The sequence below is a fragment of the Pseudomonas sp. YA1 genome, from assembly GCF_058680555.1.
Genome location: NZ_JBZWBG010000025.1, coordinates 16786 through 33265, shown reverse-complemented (window position 1 = coordinate 33265; position 16480 = coordinate 16786). Strand labels below are relative to the sequence as shown.

The 16480-nt window shown below is 51.1% G+C and carries 18 protein-coding genes; 15 read left to right on the top strand and 3 right to left on the bottom strand.

All coding sequences use genetic code 11. The annotated features are described in order from the left end of the window. The first annotated feature begins 618 nt into the window (after positions 1-618). From AC4OR5_RS27695 to AC4OR5_RS27665, 7 genes are all read left to right on the top strand, one after another. Positions 619-1830 carry a serine hydrolase domain-containing protein gene (locus tag AC4OR5_RS27695; RefSeq protein WP_058160468.1) on the top strand — a complete coding sequence of 404 codons (1212 nt, stop codon included), beginning with the start codon at positions 619-621 and terminating at the stop codon, positions 1828-1830. Between the two features lie 8 nt (positions 1831-1838). Continuing rightward, a complete protein-coding gene (vqsM, locus tag AC4OR5_RS27690; protein WP_491952856.1) occupies positions 1839-2816 on the top strand; it encodes an HTH-type transcriptional regulator VqsM in 978 nt (325 codons plus the stop codon). A gap of 34 nt (positions 2817-2850) precedes the next feature. Further along, the gene (locus tag AC4OR5_RS27685) at positions 2851-3351 is read left to right on the top strand and encodes a hypothetical protein (RefSeq protein ID WP_058160467.1); all 501 of its coding nucleotides are present in this window, start codon (positions 2851-2853) and stop codon (positions 3349-3351) included. 43 nt (positions 3352-3394) lie between these two features. After that, positions 3395-3811 (top strand): hypothetical protein, encoded by a 417-nt coding sequence (locus AC4OR5_RS27680; RefSeq protein WP_019485420.1) that lies wholly within the window; start codon positions 3395-3397, stop codon positions 3809-3811. Positions 3812-4059: 248 nt separating this feature from the next. Then, positions 4060-4788 carry a hypothetical protein gene (locus AC4OR5_RS27675; protein WP_023125980.1) on the top strand — a complete coding sequence of 243 codons (729 nt, stop codon included), beginning with the start codon at positions 4060-4062 and terminating at the stop codon, positions 4786-4788. 32 nt (positions 4789-4820) lie between these two features. After that, a complete protein-coding gene (locus AC4OR5_RS27670; RefSeq protein WP_019485419.1) occupies positions 4821-5840 on the top strand; it encodes a pesticin C-terminus-like muramidase in 1020 nt (339 codons plus the stop codon). An 11-nt stretch (positions 5841-5851) separates the two neighbouring features. Next, positions 5852-6499 carry a DUF3218 family protein gene (locus AC4OR5_RS27665; RefSeq protein WP_023108225.1) on the top strand — a complete coding sequence of 216 codons (648 nt, stop codon included), beginning with the start codon at positions 5852-5854 and terminating at the stop codon, positions 6497-6499. A gap of 477 nt (positions 6500-6976) precedes the next feature. Here the strand turns inward: AC4OR5_RS27665 and AC4OR5_RS27660 are convergent, their stop codons facing one another. Beyond that, on the bottom strand, positions 6977-7366 hold the full coding sequence (locus AC4OR5_RS27660; RefSeq protein ID WP_147482396.1) for a hypothetical protein: 390 nt from the start codon (positions 7364-7366) through the stop codon (positions 6977-6979). A 271-nt stretch (positions 7367-7637) separates the two neighbouring features. Between AC4OR5_RS27660 and AC4OR5_RS27655 the strand changes: the two genes are divergently transcribed. Then, the gene (locus AC4OR5_RS27655) at positions 7638-7940 is read left to right on the top strand and encodes a hypothetical protein (protein ID WP_010794183.1); all 303 of its coding nucleotides are present in this window, start codon (positions 7638-7640) and stop codon (positions 7938-7940) included. A 32-nt stretch (positions 7941-7972) separates the two neighbouring features. On the opposite strand, the gene AC4OR5_RS27650 is transcribed toward AC4OR5_RS27655, so the two are convergent. Both AC4OR5_RS27650 and AC4OR5_RS27645 read right to left on the bottom strand, forming a co-directional pair. Continuing rightward, on the bottom strand, positions 7973-8194 hold the full coding sequence (locus tag AC4OR5_RS27650) for a BPSL0761 family protein (RefSeq protein WP_010792965.1): 222 nt from the start codon (positions 8192-8194) through the stop codon (positions 7973-7975). A 38-nt stretch (positions 8195-8232) separates the two neighbouring features. Beyond that, positions 8233-9234, bottom strand: a complete 1002-nt coding sequence (locus AC4OR5_RS27645; RefSeq protein ID WP_003111051.1) for a DNA-binding protein — start codon at positions 9232-9234, stop codon at positions 8233-8235. A gap of 105 nt (positions 9235-9339) precedes the next feature. Here AC4OR5_RS27645 and AC4OR5_RS27640 point away from each other — a divergent pair, with 105 nt between their 5' ends. The 7 genes from AC4OR5_RS27640 (at position 9340) to AC4OR5_RS27610 (ending at position 16436) form a co-directional block, all read left to right on the top strand. Further along, a complete protein-coding gene (locus AC4OR5_RS27640) occupies positions 9340-10386 on the top strand; it encodes a site-specific integrase (RefSeq protein ID WP_077488341.1) in 1047 nt (348 codons plus the stop codon). A 29-nt stretch (positions 10387-10415) separates the two neighbouring features. After that, on the top strand, positions 10416-11159 hold the full coding sequence (locus AC4OR5_RS27635; RefSeq protein WP_003111049.1) for a DUF5131 family protein: 744 nt from the start codon (positions 10416-10418) through the stop codon (positions 11157-11159). Positions 11160-11180: 21 nt separating this feature from the next. Beyond that, a complete protein-coding gene (locus AC4OR5_RS27630) occupies positions 11181-12497 on the top strand; it encodes a three-Cys-motif partner protein TcmP (protein WP_003111048.1) in 1317 nt (438 codons plus the stop codon). A gap of 411 nt (positions 12498-12908) precedes the next feature. Then, a complete protein-coding gene (locus AC4OR5_RS27625; protein ID WP_116271248.1) occupies positions 12909-14318 on the top strand; it encodes a saccharopine dehydrogenase NADP-binding domain-containing protein in 1410 nt (469 codons plus the stop codon). A 15-nt stretch (positions 14319-14333) separates the two neighbouring features. Further along, on the top strand, positions 14334-15062 hold the full coding sequence (locus tag AC4OR5_RS27620; RefSeq protein WP_003111046.1) for a hypothetical protein: 729 nt from the start codon (positions 14334-14336) through the stop codon (positions 15060-15062). Beyond that, a complete protein-coding gene (locus AC4OR5_RS27615; RefSeq protein WP_003111045.1) occupies positions 15059-15964 on the top strand; it encodes an EamA family transporter in 906 nt (301 codons plus the stop codon). The genes AC4OR5_RS27620 and AC4OR5_RS27615 overlap by 4 nt, the downstream gene beginning before the upstream one ends. Before the next feature lie 7 nt (positions 15965-15971). Then, entirely contained in the window at positions 15972-16436 is a 465-nt protein-coding gene (locus AC4OR5_RS27610; protein WP_003120171.1) for a GNAT family N-acetyltransferase, read from the top strand. Positions 16437-16480: the final 44 nt, after the last annotated feature.

Here is a 16480-nt window from a genome sequence, read left to right as displayed (position 1 = left end):
GTACTTCTAGTCGACTCATCTACGATAGTTACAATCTGGGCGACATGTAATTAGTACTCTCCATGGGGTGTTTAATGAAGTAAAACGCAGATAAGACATGGTGCCGCTAAGGACCTGCCGAAGAGGGTGTCCGAAAATATCCGGCATTTGTCCGAAGATACTCTAGCAAAAAGATGCTTCATGCTGGTTTTATCAGCTTCCGGGCTAGTAGTACGCATGAGGCGGCGGGTGGAAACAATGAAAAAGACCGAATCTATCCTGTTGCTGATCCTCCGGGATATGCGGTGATGTTGGGTTTTTTATTGCGGGCGTCTATTGATGAGTCTGCCGCTTCATCTAAGGGCGATATCGATCATACTGCAGTGTTTCGTGTTGCTAAATTGAAAACATAGTCCAAGAGAGGCGGATACCTTCGCGACTCAGATAATAGTAGTGCATGGCATGCGTGCGGGGTAGTGTTAAGCGAGTTAAAAGTAAATATCAGTAGATGGTGAAGCGCTCTTGATCTTCACCGTTAAGAGAAAAGTCCTTAAGGACTTAACCTTGCTCCGCTACCGGATAGTCACTGGCTGTTAGCAGGGTCGAGACGAGCTAGCACAAACTGAGAGATCGACAAGAATGATAAATAAGAGAAATGCTATTTTCCTCTCAATGATTCTCATCTTTTTTATCATCTCCTGCATTGGTAGTGCAGGTGTGAGAGTGTGGAATTTTTACACTTTGTTTGACTCGGGGAAAATTGCTGAAAATTTTCGAGCAATGCCGAGACTGTTTAACTCGGTCCCAATAAAGAAGAGCGGAGCGGCTCATTTTTTTGAAAAAAACCTCAGGAATATGCCTGGCTCATTTAGCTTTCAAGGTCACGAGGTTGGCTTTAAAGACTGGTTGGCGAGCAGCAATACCACCGGCCTTATAGTTCTCAGTGACGATCGCATTGCCTTTGAGGAATACTACCTGGGCAATAGTGCGAAAAGCCTTGCTATTGGCTGGTCGCTAAGCAAATCATTAATGTCCCTCTTGATTGGAATGGCAGTTGATGAAGGATCAATACACAGTCTGCTAGATCCTGTGAACCTGTACGCCCCACAGCTTTCTGCTGGCGGATATGCGGGTGTTTCTTTGAGAGATGTGCTTGAGATGTCATCAGGAATAGCTTTCAGTGAGGACTACGGGAGTTCGGACTCCGATATCAACCAGCTAGGTAGGACTATAGCGCTTGGCGGATCAGTAAATGAAAAAGTGAGTTCATTGAGAAGAGAAGATGCCCCGGGGAGAGTGCACCACTACGTTAGCGTAGATACCCAGGTGCTTGGTATGGTTTTATTGGGCGCGACTGGTATGGGCCCCTCACAGTTTATGAATCAAAGACTTTGGCCCCAACTGGGTGCCGAATGTGAAGGTGCATGGTTAACAGACGATCGGGGCACAGAGCTAGCATTCGGTGGGGTGAACCTTTGCCTAAGAGACTTTGCACGCATTGGTCTATTATTTCTTCATGGCGGTCGCAGCCTGACTGGAAGTCAAATTGTAAGTGCTGAGTGGGTCAAGGCATCAACCAAACCTCGGAGTGCTCACTTGCGTCCTGGACGTTACATAGAGGATGGTGAGCCAAATCTTGGGTATGGTTACCAGTGGTGGATTCCAGAAGGCAAAGAAGGGGAGTTCTTGGCTATCGGAGTGTACGGGCAGTTTATTTATGTAAATCCACTTAGACGTGTGGTGATTGCAAAGACCTCCGCGTATGTCGACTACAACGTTGACGGCATCCGTATGGAGCATGAGGCACTTGCAGCGTTCAGGGCTATATCAAGAACAGTAGGGGTGAGGTGAATATAGACATGGTGACCGAACACATATTTGATTTTGAATGGCGCCCTCTGCAGAACTATCTTCGTGATCGAGATATCGCAATACCACCCTTTGCGGCAGATCAAGAGTCAAGAAGTGACGCACTTTACAACTGGATAGTTAGCAAGGGGTATTCAGGAAAAGAAGGACTGAATCTTGGTACTTATTACCATATATCTGATTATGGCGTGATAGGATTGGCGTTGCTATGCGCTGAGAACGTAGGTGATATTTTGAAAGTCATAAAGGCCTATGTCAAGTTGTTCAATCGTGATATAGCTAATGTTGACGTCAAGCCTAGGGAGAATTACGAAGTAGAAATCCATATTTCAGTTAACTTTAAGCCAGAGTGGAATGACGCATCCCGTCAGTTTCATGTAAATGTTATAGCCTCTGCAACCTACAAGCTCATTATGGACCTGTTAGGTAATGACTTTCCCATCTCTGCATTGACAGTACCTGTGCACGGCGCAGATAAAACAATCTATGAAGGTTTCTTTTCTTTGCCTGTGAAGCATGAAGGAAGTGACATAATATTTAGCTTTCCAGCTCATCAGTTGAATAGAACACTGGCGACTGCCAATCCGGCGGTATTTCAGTCAGCCCTGACTATGGCAGGTGAGAGTTTCAATGCTCTGTTGGAAGTAGAGACGGGAGGGCTCCGTCAGCGAATCGAGTTATTCCTTGAATCCATACCAGATCAATACCCTAGCTTGGTGACTACCGCAAAGTATTTACGCATGAATGAGCGGACGGTAAGACGTCGCCTGGCGGACGAGGGCTGCACTTATCGCCAGATTGTAGATAAGGCCCGCAAAGAACGAGCAATTGCACTGCTACTGAATTCATCTATACCAGTTGATCGTATTAGCGATATTCTGGGGTACTCGGAAACAGCGAGTTTTAGACATGCATTCAGACGTTGGACCGGGCAGTCTACTACAGAATTCAGAAACAGTTTCCACTGATCTATCTAGTTTGAGATTGGGCAAGGAGCATCTTATGAATTTCAATAATCGTAATAATCAGATTCTGTCTATGATTGCCGAGACTCAGTTCGATGCTTACGTTTTGGGCTATATTGCGAAGGCGCGGACAATCTCGATTGCTGATGATTCCCTTCGCATTGAGGCCGAAGGATCAGCAATGCTTGCTGGACTAATTAGCGACTCATGCAGGAAACGTCGAATTCAAAAGAATCCATTTCCATATTTGCTACTTCAGATCGCGCACGAAGCCTTGGATCGAACCAGGCTTAATCTCGCAAATGTTCGTAATATATCTAGCGCTGATGCATTGTATAAGGAGCTGCTTAGTCAGGCTGCGTGGGACGCCTCAGTTGCTATGGATAATATATCGGAATTTGTCGAGCCAGATCAGGGTAGCGTCGGAGTAATCGAGCGGCTTGTCGAGTTTGCACATAATTCGGGTATTGCAGAAGGTCAAAACCTGGCGCTGGAAGCTCTTGCAGTTCTTGGCTTAGACGTCAAGAGTCATTTTTAGATACTAAAATAAAAGATTGCCTCTTTTTCAAGGAGGAAGAGCGTTGAGGATAGTTTGCCTATTGGTATTGCTGAGTATGATCGGCGGCTGCTCCCATTCAGTCACTTTGCAGGAGCGAGCAGAGCAAGAGGCCATTTTTATCCAGGAATTCCGCCAGGAATTCGCCAAGAGGCTTCGTTACCCGCTGTTCGCACCGGGAGATGAGATCCCCGAGGCCGATGTTGTGGTGTTTTTCCGCTTCGCAAGCTCGTCGGGGCGCATAAGCAGTTGCCGGGTACAGTACGGAGAGGGGAATGTTAAGAGCCGCAGTACGCTCGATGAAGTCTTCGCCAGGCGCGTGATAGCCACCTGCCGCGAGCCCGATCTACCGGTTGCTCCGCCCGCTCTGCTAGATGGTGGTGGAGGTTTCGGCTTCAAGCAGAGAGTGATGTTTCGCAAGGAAGTGGAACGCCCCAGGTGAGCAGCGTTCAGCGTCTAGGGTCGTTGCCGCAACTTTTTCCAGCTCATGCTCAATGACGTCTAAACTTTAGTGATGTTGAGCATGAAGTGCTGGTAAAACAGAATGACTCTTACAAGTCTGCTTGTGTTTTTTGGGAGGACTAGCCTGCTCGACGGAACTTATAGATCAGTCGATCTGACCAGCAAAAAAACAATCCTATATGGGATCACCCAGCGCCCCACCTAGCTGCTTTCATGCAGGGCATAAACATGAAGCTCAAAAGCATTAGCATTTTTGCCATACTCGCCCTTTGCTACAATATCACTCTTTGTGTCGCTGAAGAACCAAAGAGCTACTTCCCACCCGGGGATTACTATAGGACTGGAAATAGTGGGCTGCTGACGATATCTCCGTTATTCGAAGGACTTCAAAAGTTTCGGATACGAAGCACTGGACACAATGCCCATGCTTGCGGATTGAATGGAACTATAGAGTCAGGTCATGTGCAGGTCGACGTCCGTGGCATCGGCGATATGTCGTGCGATGTCGTTTTCAAACTGAATGATGACAGAATTACCATAGAGAAAGGAGTCGCAAGTAGGGACTGTCAGGGCTTCTGCGGGGCGGCAGCAGGTTTTACTGGCACGTATTGGAAGCCTTCCCCAATCTGCGAGCCCGCCTCTATAAAATTCAACGACAAACAAGTGAAGAAAGCACTGAAGAATAACGAGACAGAGAAGGCCTACTGGATTTCTCGAAAACTGATAACAGAGTGTAGGGATATGTTTGAAGGTTTTGGTTATCTCTCTCGTGTTTTTCATACGGCACATCTCTCCTTGTCTGCCAAAAACCACCAATGCAAGAAGATACTAGAGAAGGGCAGCTTCTTCAGAGACCTGAAGCGAGAGTATTTGCCGGAAAAAATGCAAAATGAATATGACAAGTATTCTACTGAGTTCAATCGTCTAGAAAGCGAGTGCGAACAATCAATGAAATAACAAATTGGCTTCACTAAGCAGAGGAGACTAAGGTGGATAGAGAATTGGATCAGACCCTTCAGCGCAATCTGGAGCGGCTATACAATTACCTAGAAAATCCAGAACGAGAGGAGGCACAGCGTGTTCTGCTCGCAGCGGAACCAGAGCCGATCCGAATTACTCACGGAATTCCTGACCTCTATACCGACTGGCTGTCATCCCCCAGCTACTCAGCACAAGGTGGGTTGACGGGGCAACTGACGCAGGTCATAAGCCAGACTGCCGGGCGGCCCGTGCTAGTGTTCGACGACTACTTCAAGGTTCATGAGGTCACTATTCGTACGGTCGCCGAAACCGGAGGAGCCAACAGTATTTCGGTGAGCGACCTCCAGGTGCAATTGAACCAGCAGATCAATACCTTTATCCAAGACCGCATCGATGGTGACAAAGCCGATAAGGTCAGCCGCCTCCAGTCCAATATTTCCTATCTGATTGAAATGGGTATTAATATCGATTTCACCGCCCGTCATGAGCTTCCACCTGGTGGGCGAGGCAACAGAGCTACTATTCCGACCTCTGACCCCAACGGTGAATCAGGTGTAACGATTGGCTATGGCTTCGATGTCGGCCAGCACGATGAATCCGGCATTCAGGCTCTGAACATCGCTGAATCCACGCGCAAAAAAATTCGCCCCGCCCTCGGCTTGAAAGGAGCGAACACCGCGACCTTCCAGGCATTAGCCCAACTCATCCCGGTACTCACAGATGAAGACGGGCTGTCCCTCTTTACCGCCAAGATGATCAAGGTCACTGATCGGATGAAGGTGAAGTTCCAGCAGTGGAGCACCTTACCTCCGGCGGTCAAAACCATAGTGACAGACCTGTATTACCACTATGGTGAGTATTCCTCGTTCCCAAACTTTGAGACTGCTATTTCCCAGAGCGACTGGCCAGCCGCCATTAGGGAGTTGAGGAACTGGAATGGTACTCCCAACAGTACCGATCCGAGCGATGGCATAGCCAGGCGATTGAACAATCGCGCGGACTATCTCCAACGATCCCTGGGACTCTAGAGGTGGCGACGATGGCTGAGATCAATATCTACCAGAATCCTGGTCAATCCCTGGCTAATATCTATAAGGGTTTTGCCCGTCAATGCAATCCTGGCTTTGTCTTCCCCGAAGCACAGACTATAGAGGCATGGGACATTCCGCTGAAGCTACACCCGGAATTCGTCCCGGGCGGAGACATCAGCAAAGCGGATCAGCAGTATTCGACGTTGCTTGCCCAAGAACTAGCCAACGGCGTAACCATTGGTTTCAGGATGGTCAATGAAAAGGAACGTGTTTGCAACGTTGAGATACTTCCTTTACTCACCTCCATGGCGCAGAATCTTGATAGAATAAAGGCTCGCTTCGGCAGCGGATATCTTGACCGCTTCAAGGGCAGCCCGAACGTCTATCCAACCGACGTTGGTCTATCTCCGGACGCCTCCGGAGGCATTTCGCAGGAGTCCGGGCTGCTGGTTTCCTACGGTGTGAACCTGCGGACACTGGCTCCAGGCACTTGGCAGGCAATGACGCTCCCCGAGGATATTAAGACGTTGGTAGGGCCTGGTGTTGGCCTACGTCTGGACGCGCCAAATTTCAGCGACGTATTCAATACGATCAAATCGGGCCTCCGCTATACGACCGCAGTAGCCTTGCTGCTGGCCTATTTTGCAGCGATCTAATGTTATCTGGCCCTCTCCTTCGATAAAGAGGGCTAGATAAAAATTATCACACCCGCTAAATAATATGTGGATACATTCCGGAACTCAGAGAAGCGTTATTCCACACTATCAGGTGTTGGAAAACCTCAGCTGGTTGGCCCGCAGCGCTATTTGTAGCGGTTTGCAAACGAAAGTCGCTACATTTATCGAACTATTTTTCTAGAAACCTGTCGACTCCCCACATGGGGAAATTCGTGTCACAGTTATAACTCCACGCTATACGTGTGGATGCCCAAACGATTTGCGTACCGATTAAGCGAGTCCAGTGACCAAAATACGCGCACAAGTTCACGTCGAGAACGTAGCGGGTAATATTGACCATCGGGACTGTAGCGCACTTGGAGCTGCCAACCGTGGCCGGAAGGCTCCGGAATAGCACGTAAGTACCGCGCAGCTCCGGCAACCACTAGTATCTTCAGTGCCTCGGCGCTGATTGACTCACGCATGGCGACTTCGCCTCGATGGTGGCGTGTTATCCAGGGCGGCGGCGATATCTTCCGGCATCAGTTCTTGCTGCGCCTTCTTCGACAGCATCTTGCCTTGCGTTGACTGCCGCGGATTTCCCGGTACCGATTGCGAGCGCCGACTGTCGCGCTGCGCTTGGACGAGCTGGGCGACTTGCAGCACATGACCCAAGCGCTTGTTCTCGACGATGGCACCCTGGTCTATCTCGCAGAGTTTTTCGTAGGTGGTAAAGGGGAGGGCGGTGCCGTCCACCCTGGGCTCGATGCGGCCATCCGGGTAGTGGTAGATCTCGACATGATCACCCGCCAGGCGACGGGACTGCGGAGTGTCCGCTAGCAGATACAGCACCTTGTCGTACTGCACGGTCAACCGCTGCGAAACTCGCCGCGCTTCTCGCCAGGCGAAGATGGGGGCATGCCGAGATAAGGGGGAAATTCATTCATTTGGTCTGTAAGTAGCTGTTTTTGATCATGAAAGCCCTAGGGCGATGATCGCATTAACCACACCCGCCTCTATCTTGTGCTGCGAACTCCATTCCCATCCGCCGACAGCGTTTTTGATCCGCTCGTAGCGCAGAAACGACTTTGAGGCTTTTGGATGGCCCTTTCCTCAACCGTCGCAGGAGGTACTGATCATGGAGCACACTGCCGCTCAACCGGTTGAAACGGTCGTAGACATTACCTGTGATGTTTGCCGCCAGAGCACTAGCGTTGAAGGTTATGGTCAACAGTTTGGAACCCTTCAGGCACACTGGGGGTATGGCTCCAAGCATGATGGCGAGCGCTACAAGGTTCATCTTTGCGAGCTTTGGTTTTTCCGCACACTAAGCGGCCTACGTCGCGAGCGCATGGTCAACGCCATGTTCGACGAGGAGCCTGATTCCACGAAGGATGAGTTCGGCCTGGTGCGGCGCGACGAATTCTGGGGCGATGGCTGAGCCTGAGCGCAGATATCAGGAGTGGTAGCCGTTCAGTCTTCAATCGAAGAGCTGAAGACAGGCTCGAAAATCGAACCCGCCGCTTGCTCCTCATTCCGGCCGGCCTGCAGCATGTCGCCCTTGCTCGGGTAGTGACACAGCAGCCGCCGAGCCTCATTGCGGATGGACTCCGACAAGGTGGTGTCACGAGAGAGCTCGACGAGAAACTCCTGGGCCTGCACCACCGAGCGGGTACGTTCGTAGGGTAGCGTCATCTGAACCTCCACTCCGCTTCTGACCTCAGTGTGCCGGATCATGAGCTACTTGCGCCACCGCTGCTCGTGGGCGGTGCCTGCCCGAGCAATTTCAGTTGCGCGGTGGCTTTAGCCAGACGCTCCTGCAGGCTCTGGGTTTGCTGTGCCTGAATCGAGGAGGCTTCACCAAGCCGGGTCACCTCATCCTGCAGAGCGTGGCAGCGCTGCTCCAAGGCTTCATTCGTACGTTCAATGCTGGTCAGCGTGTTCTGGGCGACCTCCAGAGCCTGAGCCTTCTGCGTCAGTAGCTTCTGCTGCGCATGCTGATCCTTCTGCTGCTGCCGCGCCTCGGCAAGCAGGCGCGCATTGTCGCGGTTCAGGTGGGTCAGCTCGTCCTGCTTGACGATCAGGGTCTGCTGTAGCTGTCGCAGTTCCAGTTGCAGTTGTTGTACCTGCGACTCGTGCCGGCGCTGCTCTTGCTCACGCTGCTCCTTGCTGGCCTGGCGATAGTGCTCCAGGGCATCACGGGCATGCTGATGCTTGTCCTCCAGTGAGCGAATCTGCCCGTCGCGGTCTTGCAGGCGCGCTTCCTGGTCGTGGTTGGCTTGCTGCAGGCGGGCATTCTCGACCTCGGCCTGTTGGCGCAGCTGTTGTTCCTGCAGCAGTGCTTGCTGGGCAGCCTGGAACTGCTCCGTGAGCCCAGCGCACTGACCTTCCAGCTGCTGGATACGGCTTTCGGCCTGCCGAATCTGGTTCTGGTAATCGAGTCGTTCCCGTGCCAGTTGCTCGCGCTCCTGGGCCACGTCGGCCTGCGCTTCCTCCTTGAGCTGATCCGCCAACTGGGCCACCAGGTTGGCCAGCTGCTCGCTGAGCGGCAATGCGGCCGCGTTCCGGCCGCGGTCGGCGTCTTCGAGTTCTTTCAGGTAGCGATGGATGGTGGTTTTTGAGCCGGTATTGCCCAGCTCGACCCGTATTGCGTCGATGCTGGGATTCTCACCCCGCGCCAGGATGGCCTGGCGGGCTTTCTGAACCAGCGCCTTGTTGATGCCGCCGCGGGCCATGGTCTGCTCCTACGATTTCATAATGGATTACATACCATGTATTTACATACTAAATTGTCATGAAGTAAAGCAGGATTTGAAGGCTTGTTTCAGATAAAATAACCGATGATTATTCAATATGATTGGCAAAAACGGCTGCTTCGCGGTCGTTTCCCAGTACACAAAGGGCACGCACGGGCGATGAAGGACGTCGAGCGCTACCTGCAAGCCGGCACGCGGGAAAACACCCGGCGTAGCTACCAGTCGGCCGTCGAACATTTCGAGGTGACCTGGGGCGGCTTCTTGCCGGCCACGAGTGACTCCATCGTGCGTTACCTGGTGGACTACGCCGACACGCTGAGCCTCAACACGCTAAAGCAGCGCCTCGCCGCCCTCGCGCAGTGGCATATCAGGCACGGCTTCCCCGATCCCACCAAGACCCCGACCGTACACCAGGTACTGAAGGGAATTCGCACCCTGCACCCGAGCCAGACAAAGCAGGCCGCGCCGCTGCAATTACAGCATCTGGAGCATGCGGTTGAGTGGTTGGAGCAGGAGGCTATGTGTCTGTTTCAAGCCGAAGACCTGGCGGGATATTTGCGCTGTCGGCGGGATACGGCATTGCTACTAATCGGCTTCTGGCGAGGCTTTCGTAGCGATGAACTGTGCCGCTTGCAGGTGGAGCACATTCAAGCCGAAGCCGGTGCTGGCATGACGCTGTTTTTGCCTTGGAGCAAGGGTGACCGGGACAACCTTGGCACCACTCACTACGTACCTGCGCTGAGGCGGCTGTGCCCAGTACAGGCCTATCTCGACTGGATCGGTGCAGCAGGGATTGCTCGAGGGATGGTTTTTCGTCGGCTGGACCGTTGGGGCAACTTGAACGAGGCTGGCTTGAATCCTGGCAGTCTGATCGTCCTACTGCGGCAGATACTCCAGCGTGCGGGGATCCAGGCTGACCTTTACACCAGCCACTCATTGCGTCGAGGCTTCGCCACCTGGGCCACGGCCAATGGCTGGGACATTAAGGCGTTAATGACCTACGTGGGGTGGAAGGACATCAAATCGGCGATGCGCTACATCGACCCTGCCATCTCCTTTGGCGGCCTCGCTGCGAGGCCTGCTCTCGAACTAAATGCCAGCACTTTGACTCAAGTGCCAGCTTCTCACTAACATCGACGCACGACAGGAGTGACGGTGCAATGAGTACGCAGACCAGCATCGAATGGACGGAAATGACCTGGAACCCGGTGGTGGGTTGCACCAAGGTGTCGCCGGGCTGCAAACACTGCTATGCCGAGAACATGGCGCGTCGCTTGCAGGCCATGGGCACGCCCGGCTACGAGAACGGCTTTCGCCTCAGCCTGCGCCCAGAGAAACTGCAGGAGCCTCTGCAGCGCAAGAAGCCGACCATCTACTTTGTCAATTCCATGTCTGACCTGTTCCATGAGCAGGTGCCGGACACCTACATCGACCAGGTGTTCGCGGTTATCCACCAGGCCTCACAGCACACCTTCCAGATCCTCACTAAGCGGGCCGAGCGCCTGGCCGACTATTTCAGCCAGCGCACACCGCCGGCCAACGCTTGGCTGGGGGTCTCGGTCGAGGACCGGGAGTACGGCGTGCCCAGAATCGACTGCCTGCGTGGCATCAACGCCGCGATCCGTTTCCTCTCCGCGGAACCCTTACTAGAAGACTTGGGTGAACTGAACCTGACTGACATCCATTGGGTCATCGTCGGCGGCGAGTCCGGCGCCAAGGCCCGGCCAATGAAGCAGGAGTGGGTGGATAACATCCACCGCCAGTGCGATGCCTTTGGCGCTGCTTTCTTTTTCAAACAATGGGGCGGCTGGGGCTCCGATGGCGTGAAGCGTTCAAAGAAAGCTAATGGCCGGCTGCTGAAGGGCCAGACCTGGGATGAAATTCCGCTGCTGACCCTCGCCTGATACCAAAACAAGGACGACCCGATGGCCAAGGATGACGAGAAGTACCGCTGGGACTGGGCAACCCAAACCTTTCCCACCATCGATCCACACAGCAAGATCAAGCACCAGATCATCGACGACTACATCCAGGCCTACATCGATGTCCTGATGCGGAATCAGCAAATGCCACTGCTTGGCCTATCAATTGTCGATGGCTTCAGCGGTGGAGGTATATATAACGACAGCGCAGGCGGTCACCACTTCGGCTCCCCGGTGATCGCCCTGGAAGCAATCCAGGAGTCGGAAGTGCGCAACAACGTGGGGCGCATCAAGCATCGACCGATCTGCTCGCAGCATCACTTTGTGGATGTGAAGCCGAAGAATACTGCTTGCTTGCACGCCGTCCTGGCCAGCCGCGGACATCAGGCCCGCATTGGACAGGACATTCACCTGCATACCGCCGAGTTCACCAAAGCTCTTCCGGCCATTGCGCAAAGCCTCAAGGCCTTTGGAAAAAGCGAGCGCGTTCTGTTTCTGCTCGATCAGTACGGCTACGGCGACGTGCCATTCGGCCAGATCAAATGGATCTTCCAGCACCTCAGCAATGCTGAGGTCCTGCTGACCTTCAATGTCGACTTTCTAATCACGTACCTAGCGGACCGCCACGCCAACCGCAAGGCTATTGCCAGTATCGGTCTAGAACAGTATGTCCCCTGGGAACAGCTACGGCACTTAAAAGCACATAGCTCCCAGGATTGGCAGTACCTGATCCAGCGCTATCTGTCGGACGGGATCAAGCAGGAAAGCGGCGCGCAGTTCATGACGGTGTTCTTCATTCGCCCACACGGCACCAACCCCATGGCCTACTGGTTCATCCACCTGGCGAACAGCTACCGCGCCAACGACGTGATGAAAGCCATACACTGGAAGTACGGCAACAATTTCTCCCACCTGTTATCACCGTCCTGCTTCTTTGGTTACGACGCTAACCGGGATGTGGGGGTGACCGGCCAGCCGGACCTACTCTGCGAAGGAGAACACCAGTTCGACCAAGTGACTGATACCCGGATTCGTGGGGAACTGTCCGAGCTGCTACCCAAACAGGTATTCGAAGTCGAGCGTCGCCCCTTCATCCAGCTCATGACGGAGCTCACCAACTTCACCATGGCAGACGAAAGTCGCGTGAAGCTGGCCCTGGATGTCGCGGTGGCCAACGGCGATATCCAGGCAGTGGACAAGGAAGGCAAGAGCAGGCGGCGCAAAGGCACGAGCATCAAGTCCACCGATATCCTGATCGCGCCGCCGCAGAAGACGTTTTTCTTCTTTCCCCAACAGAAGAAGACGTCCAGGGACACATGACCATCAACACCGCTGCCGCCAACAGTGTTAGATCTGATCCTGGCCTTGTCGACCGAAACGCTGGTCAAGCGCTCCACTGCGGTTAAGGCCTGACCCCTTCTCTGGGCCTGGCTGCCAGTCTTGATTGCAAGCTCCAACGAGTGCGGCGATAAGAAGGGAGTTTCAAGCGGGCAAGCCCAAAAACTGCATAGTGCGTGATGTGCAAGTGAAAATCATTGTCACTTGCCACGGAGCTGACTAAAACCTGCCCAGTTGGCACCTCCCTCCCCGAAGTTAACTATCGATTAAGTATTTGATTTAAAAAGAAAATATAGGCGATCCAGAAAAATAATTTGACATGCCAGCCAAGTTCAAAGTAGACATGCAGGCATAGGGAAACAGATTTTCATAATAGACAGTAAGGATGCTTGAATGGATTTTTCAATTAATCCCCCCCAGCGAATTGTCTTTGTGGGACTAGGAACGATTGCCCAGTCCTTCCTTCCTCTCCTTTCTAAGGTTCACGACTTATCTACTTTAGAAATCTACGCGATCGATCCAAAAACACCACCGCTTATTGAGTACTTTGCTAACAGTTTTGGCTTAAAATTTATCAACTCTGCAATTGATCAAATCAACTATCGCGACATTCTTGTGCCGATTCTTGGTGAAGGGACGGTTCTAATAAATCTATCAACCGACGTCTCAAGTCTTGCCCTGATAGAATTATGCCGCTCCGCAGGGGCTCTTTATTTAGACACATGCATTGAGCCGTGGAAGGGCGGATATGATGACCCAACCATACCACTGCATAAGCGAACTAACTATCACTTAAGAGAACAAATGCTGTCTCTGAAAAAGAGGCTAGGCTCAGGGGTGACGGCTCTCGTGGCGCATGGCGCGAATCCTGGGTTGGTATCCCACTTCGTTAAACGTGCTCTTTTAGATTTAGCGGAAGAGATATTGGGTGATTGTAAAAAGCCCTCTAATAAAGAGCAGTGGGCTATCCTAAGCCAAAGATTGGGTGTCAAAGTAATCCATGTCGCAGAGTACGACTCGCAAATTTATCAGAAATCTAGGGAGAGGGGTGAGTTCGTAAATACTTGGTCAGTGCATGGGTTCATAAGTGAGTCGCAACAACCGGCAGAGTTGGGCTGGGGAAGTCACGAGCGAAGTCTACCCACGGATGCGTCAATGCATACAGATGGATGCGGAGCAGCAATCTATATTGAGAAGCCAGGGGCCTCTGTTAGAGTTAAGACATGGACGCCATTTAACGGCCCTAGCTTAGGTTATTTGGTAACTCATCACGAGGCAATTTCAATTGCTGACTTTTTGACGCTCAGAACTGCCGATGAGACATATAGACCAACTGTCCATTATGCCTATCGCCCAAGCGATGAAGCAATTCTCTCTGTACATGAATGGTTCGGCAATGATTGCATGACTCCAGAAAAGACAAAAGTACTTCGTCCTGGTGATATCTTGTCGGGTTCTGATTACCTCGGTGTTCTTCTTATGGGGCACGAAAAATCTAGTTATTGGTATGGATCTATCTTAAGCATCGAAAAGGCCAAGGAACTTGCCACTCTCAACACTGCAACAACGTTACAGGTAGCAGCCGGAGTTCTTTCCGGTTACTTATGGATCCTGAGCCATCCGTCGGCAGGAATAATTGAAGCCGAAGACATGGATCATGAAGTGGCACTATCTTATATTTCACAGTATCTAGGCGAACTAAAAGGGGTTTATTCGGACTGGAATCCTACCAAAAACAACCCAGGCACCTTTTCGGCCATAGATAGCGACTCTCCCTGGCTGTTCTCAAATTTTGTCCTCTGAACAAGGAGCGTTCAAGTGTCAAATGTTAAGTCGGGTATTGGTCTTAAAAGCTACGAATGGTCATCCCTGGAGTTGCTGAAGGGTTTGTCAATTGAACAGATAAAGTCGAATCCCTCAAAGCTCGAGGAGCGTCGGCCTTTCTTTTGGCATGACATGAGCTCTGAATTTGATTCAATAAACTTCTTGCGCTACTTGTTTGGCCGTCGCGACATTCAATTTAGCAATGAATTTATCGAGTTCGTATGCCTGTGGCATCTCGATGAGCAAAATCATTATCGCGGACTGAGAAAGATTAATAGCGTACTTTACTCCATGCCGGAAGACATGATTGATCGCGAGATTAGATCGAACTCTCCGGACTTTTCTCATATCGAAGACTTCATGAAGGATGAATTCACAATTCTTCTCTCTATCGCATTTGATGAAGTGACCAGCACAAGAGCCTACAAGCAAGATGTAAGCTTCTTTGACTCGTTTGAAAACGAGTCTCTTTCAACCTGGATTAGATATGCTGCCCGTGATGAGGCAGCCCATTACGGTAATGCAATGAAAATTCTTCGCCTTAATCACTCTCATCGCTTTGATGAGGTTGAGGCGATTCTAGACAAGATTGTGGAATTCGAAACTTCAGAGAGCTTCGACTATCAGCGAACCTTTATATTTGACCATGACACCGACGACTTTTCTCATGTTTTATTGAAGGATAGTCGCGATACCATATTAGAGGTACTTCGAGGAAAATGACCTGGTTAGTTATGGCACTTATGGCTCCACTGCTGTGGAGCCTTTCAAATATCCTGGACAAGCTGGCAGTGATCCATCATGCGAATCACTGGACTACATTTATATTTCTCCTGAGCATTGGAAATCTTCTTTATTCTGCGCTGATTTTTCTTCTCTTTACACCATCTGACTTTGACACAACCTCAGCGCTTCTGAACCTGCTGTCAGGATTATGCATTTTTGGAATGTATTTCCTATACGCAATGCCGCTGAAGTCGGTCGATATCTCTACTGCGATTGCGCTTCATCAGTTAACTCCTTTGCTGGTGCTTGTCGTATCGATCCTCTTGCTTGGCTATTCGCCAACAGGGATTGAGCTGCTCGGCATTGCCTTGGTTTTTGTCGGGGTTTACTTTGCTGTGGCAATCGGCAAAGGGAGACCAGGCTCGATAAGTTTATCAGCAGTATTGCTTCTAATAGGTTCAGCAGTTTTTGGGGCGGTGGCTACGCTACTATACGATCACCTGCTCCTGAGTCACAGCCTGCCCTCGGTTCTTATGTTTAACTATGCAGGCTACGGTCTTGGCGGGACTCTGATGCTGCTGGTTCCGAAATGGCGCCATTCCATCGCAAAGGATGTCTCCGAAATGCCACCAAAGGGCTGGGCGGTGTATGCGCTGAGCAATCTCTTCGACGCCGGTGGATACGCGCTTTTTATTGGCGCATTATCTGCTGGTGGAAACGTTGCGGTGGTCTCGGTTTTGGTCAGTCTTCACCCGGTATATGTGCTAGCCTTAAGTCATTGGCTAGCAATAGTTAACCCAAAGATACTCAGCGAAAACTTTAGCTCGTCGGACGCATATAAGCGCATGAGCGCCATAGTCGTAATCGTTGCCGGCGTAATAATGATGACCAAGATCTGAAGATGCCATGAGCAAAAATTCAAATATCAAGTTGATCTCAGCCTCAATAGATGATGAGCTCTTACTCGTGGAGCTAATGAAAAAATACCACCTATACGATGGTATTGAGATGACTGACGAAGACAGGCTGGCTGCACTTCGCCCTCTCTTGTCATCTTCAGAAAAGGGCAACGTTTGGATTATTTGTCTTGGCAGCAAGCAGATTGGATATATTGCTACTTGCAATTGCTACAGTATCGAGTTCAGGGGGATTGAGGTCTGGATTGATGAATTTTATATCGATGAACAGTGCCGAGGACAGGGATTTGGCAGTGAGATTCTAGAAAAGGTCAAGTCCTTCTTGAAGTCTCAAGGTGCCGCAATAGTTCATCTAGAAGTGGACGAAAATAATCCTAAAGCAGTAAGCCTTTATAAGAAGTCAGGTTTCGAATTTCGCGAGCGATTCGTTATGATGAGTCATAGTCTCAAGTAAAGATATACATTTTGAGTGGTGCCTATGATTACGCAGCCCCTTGT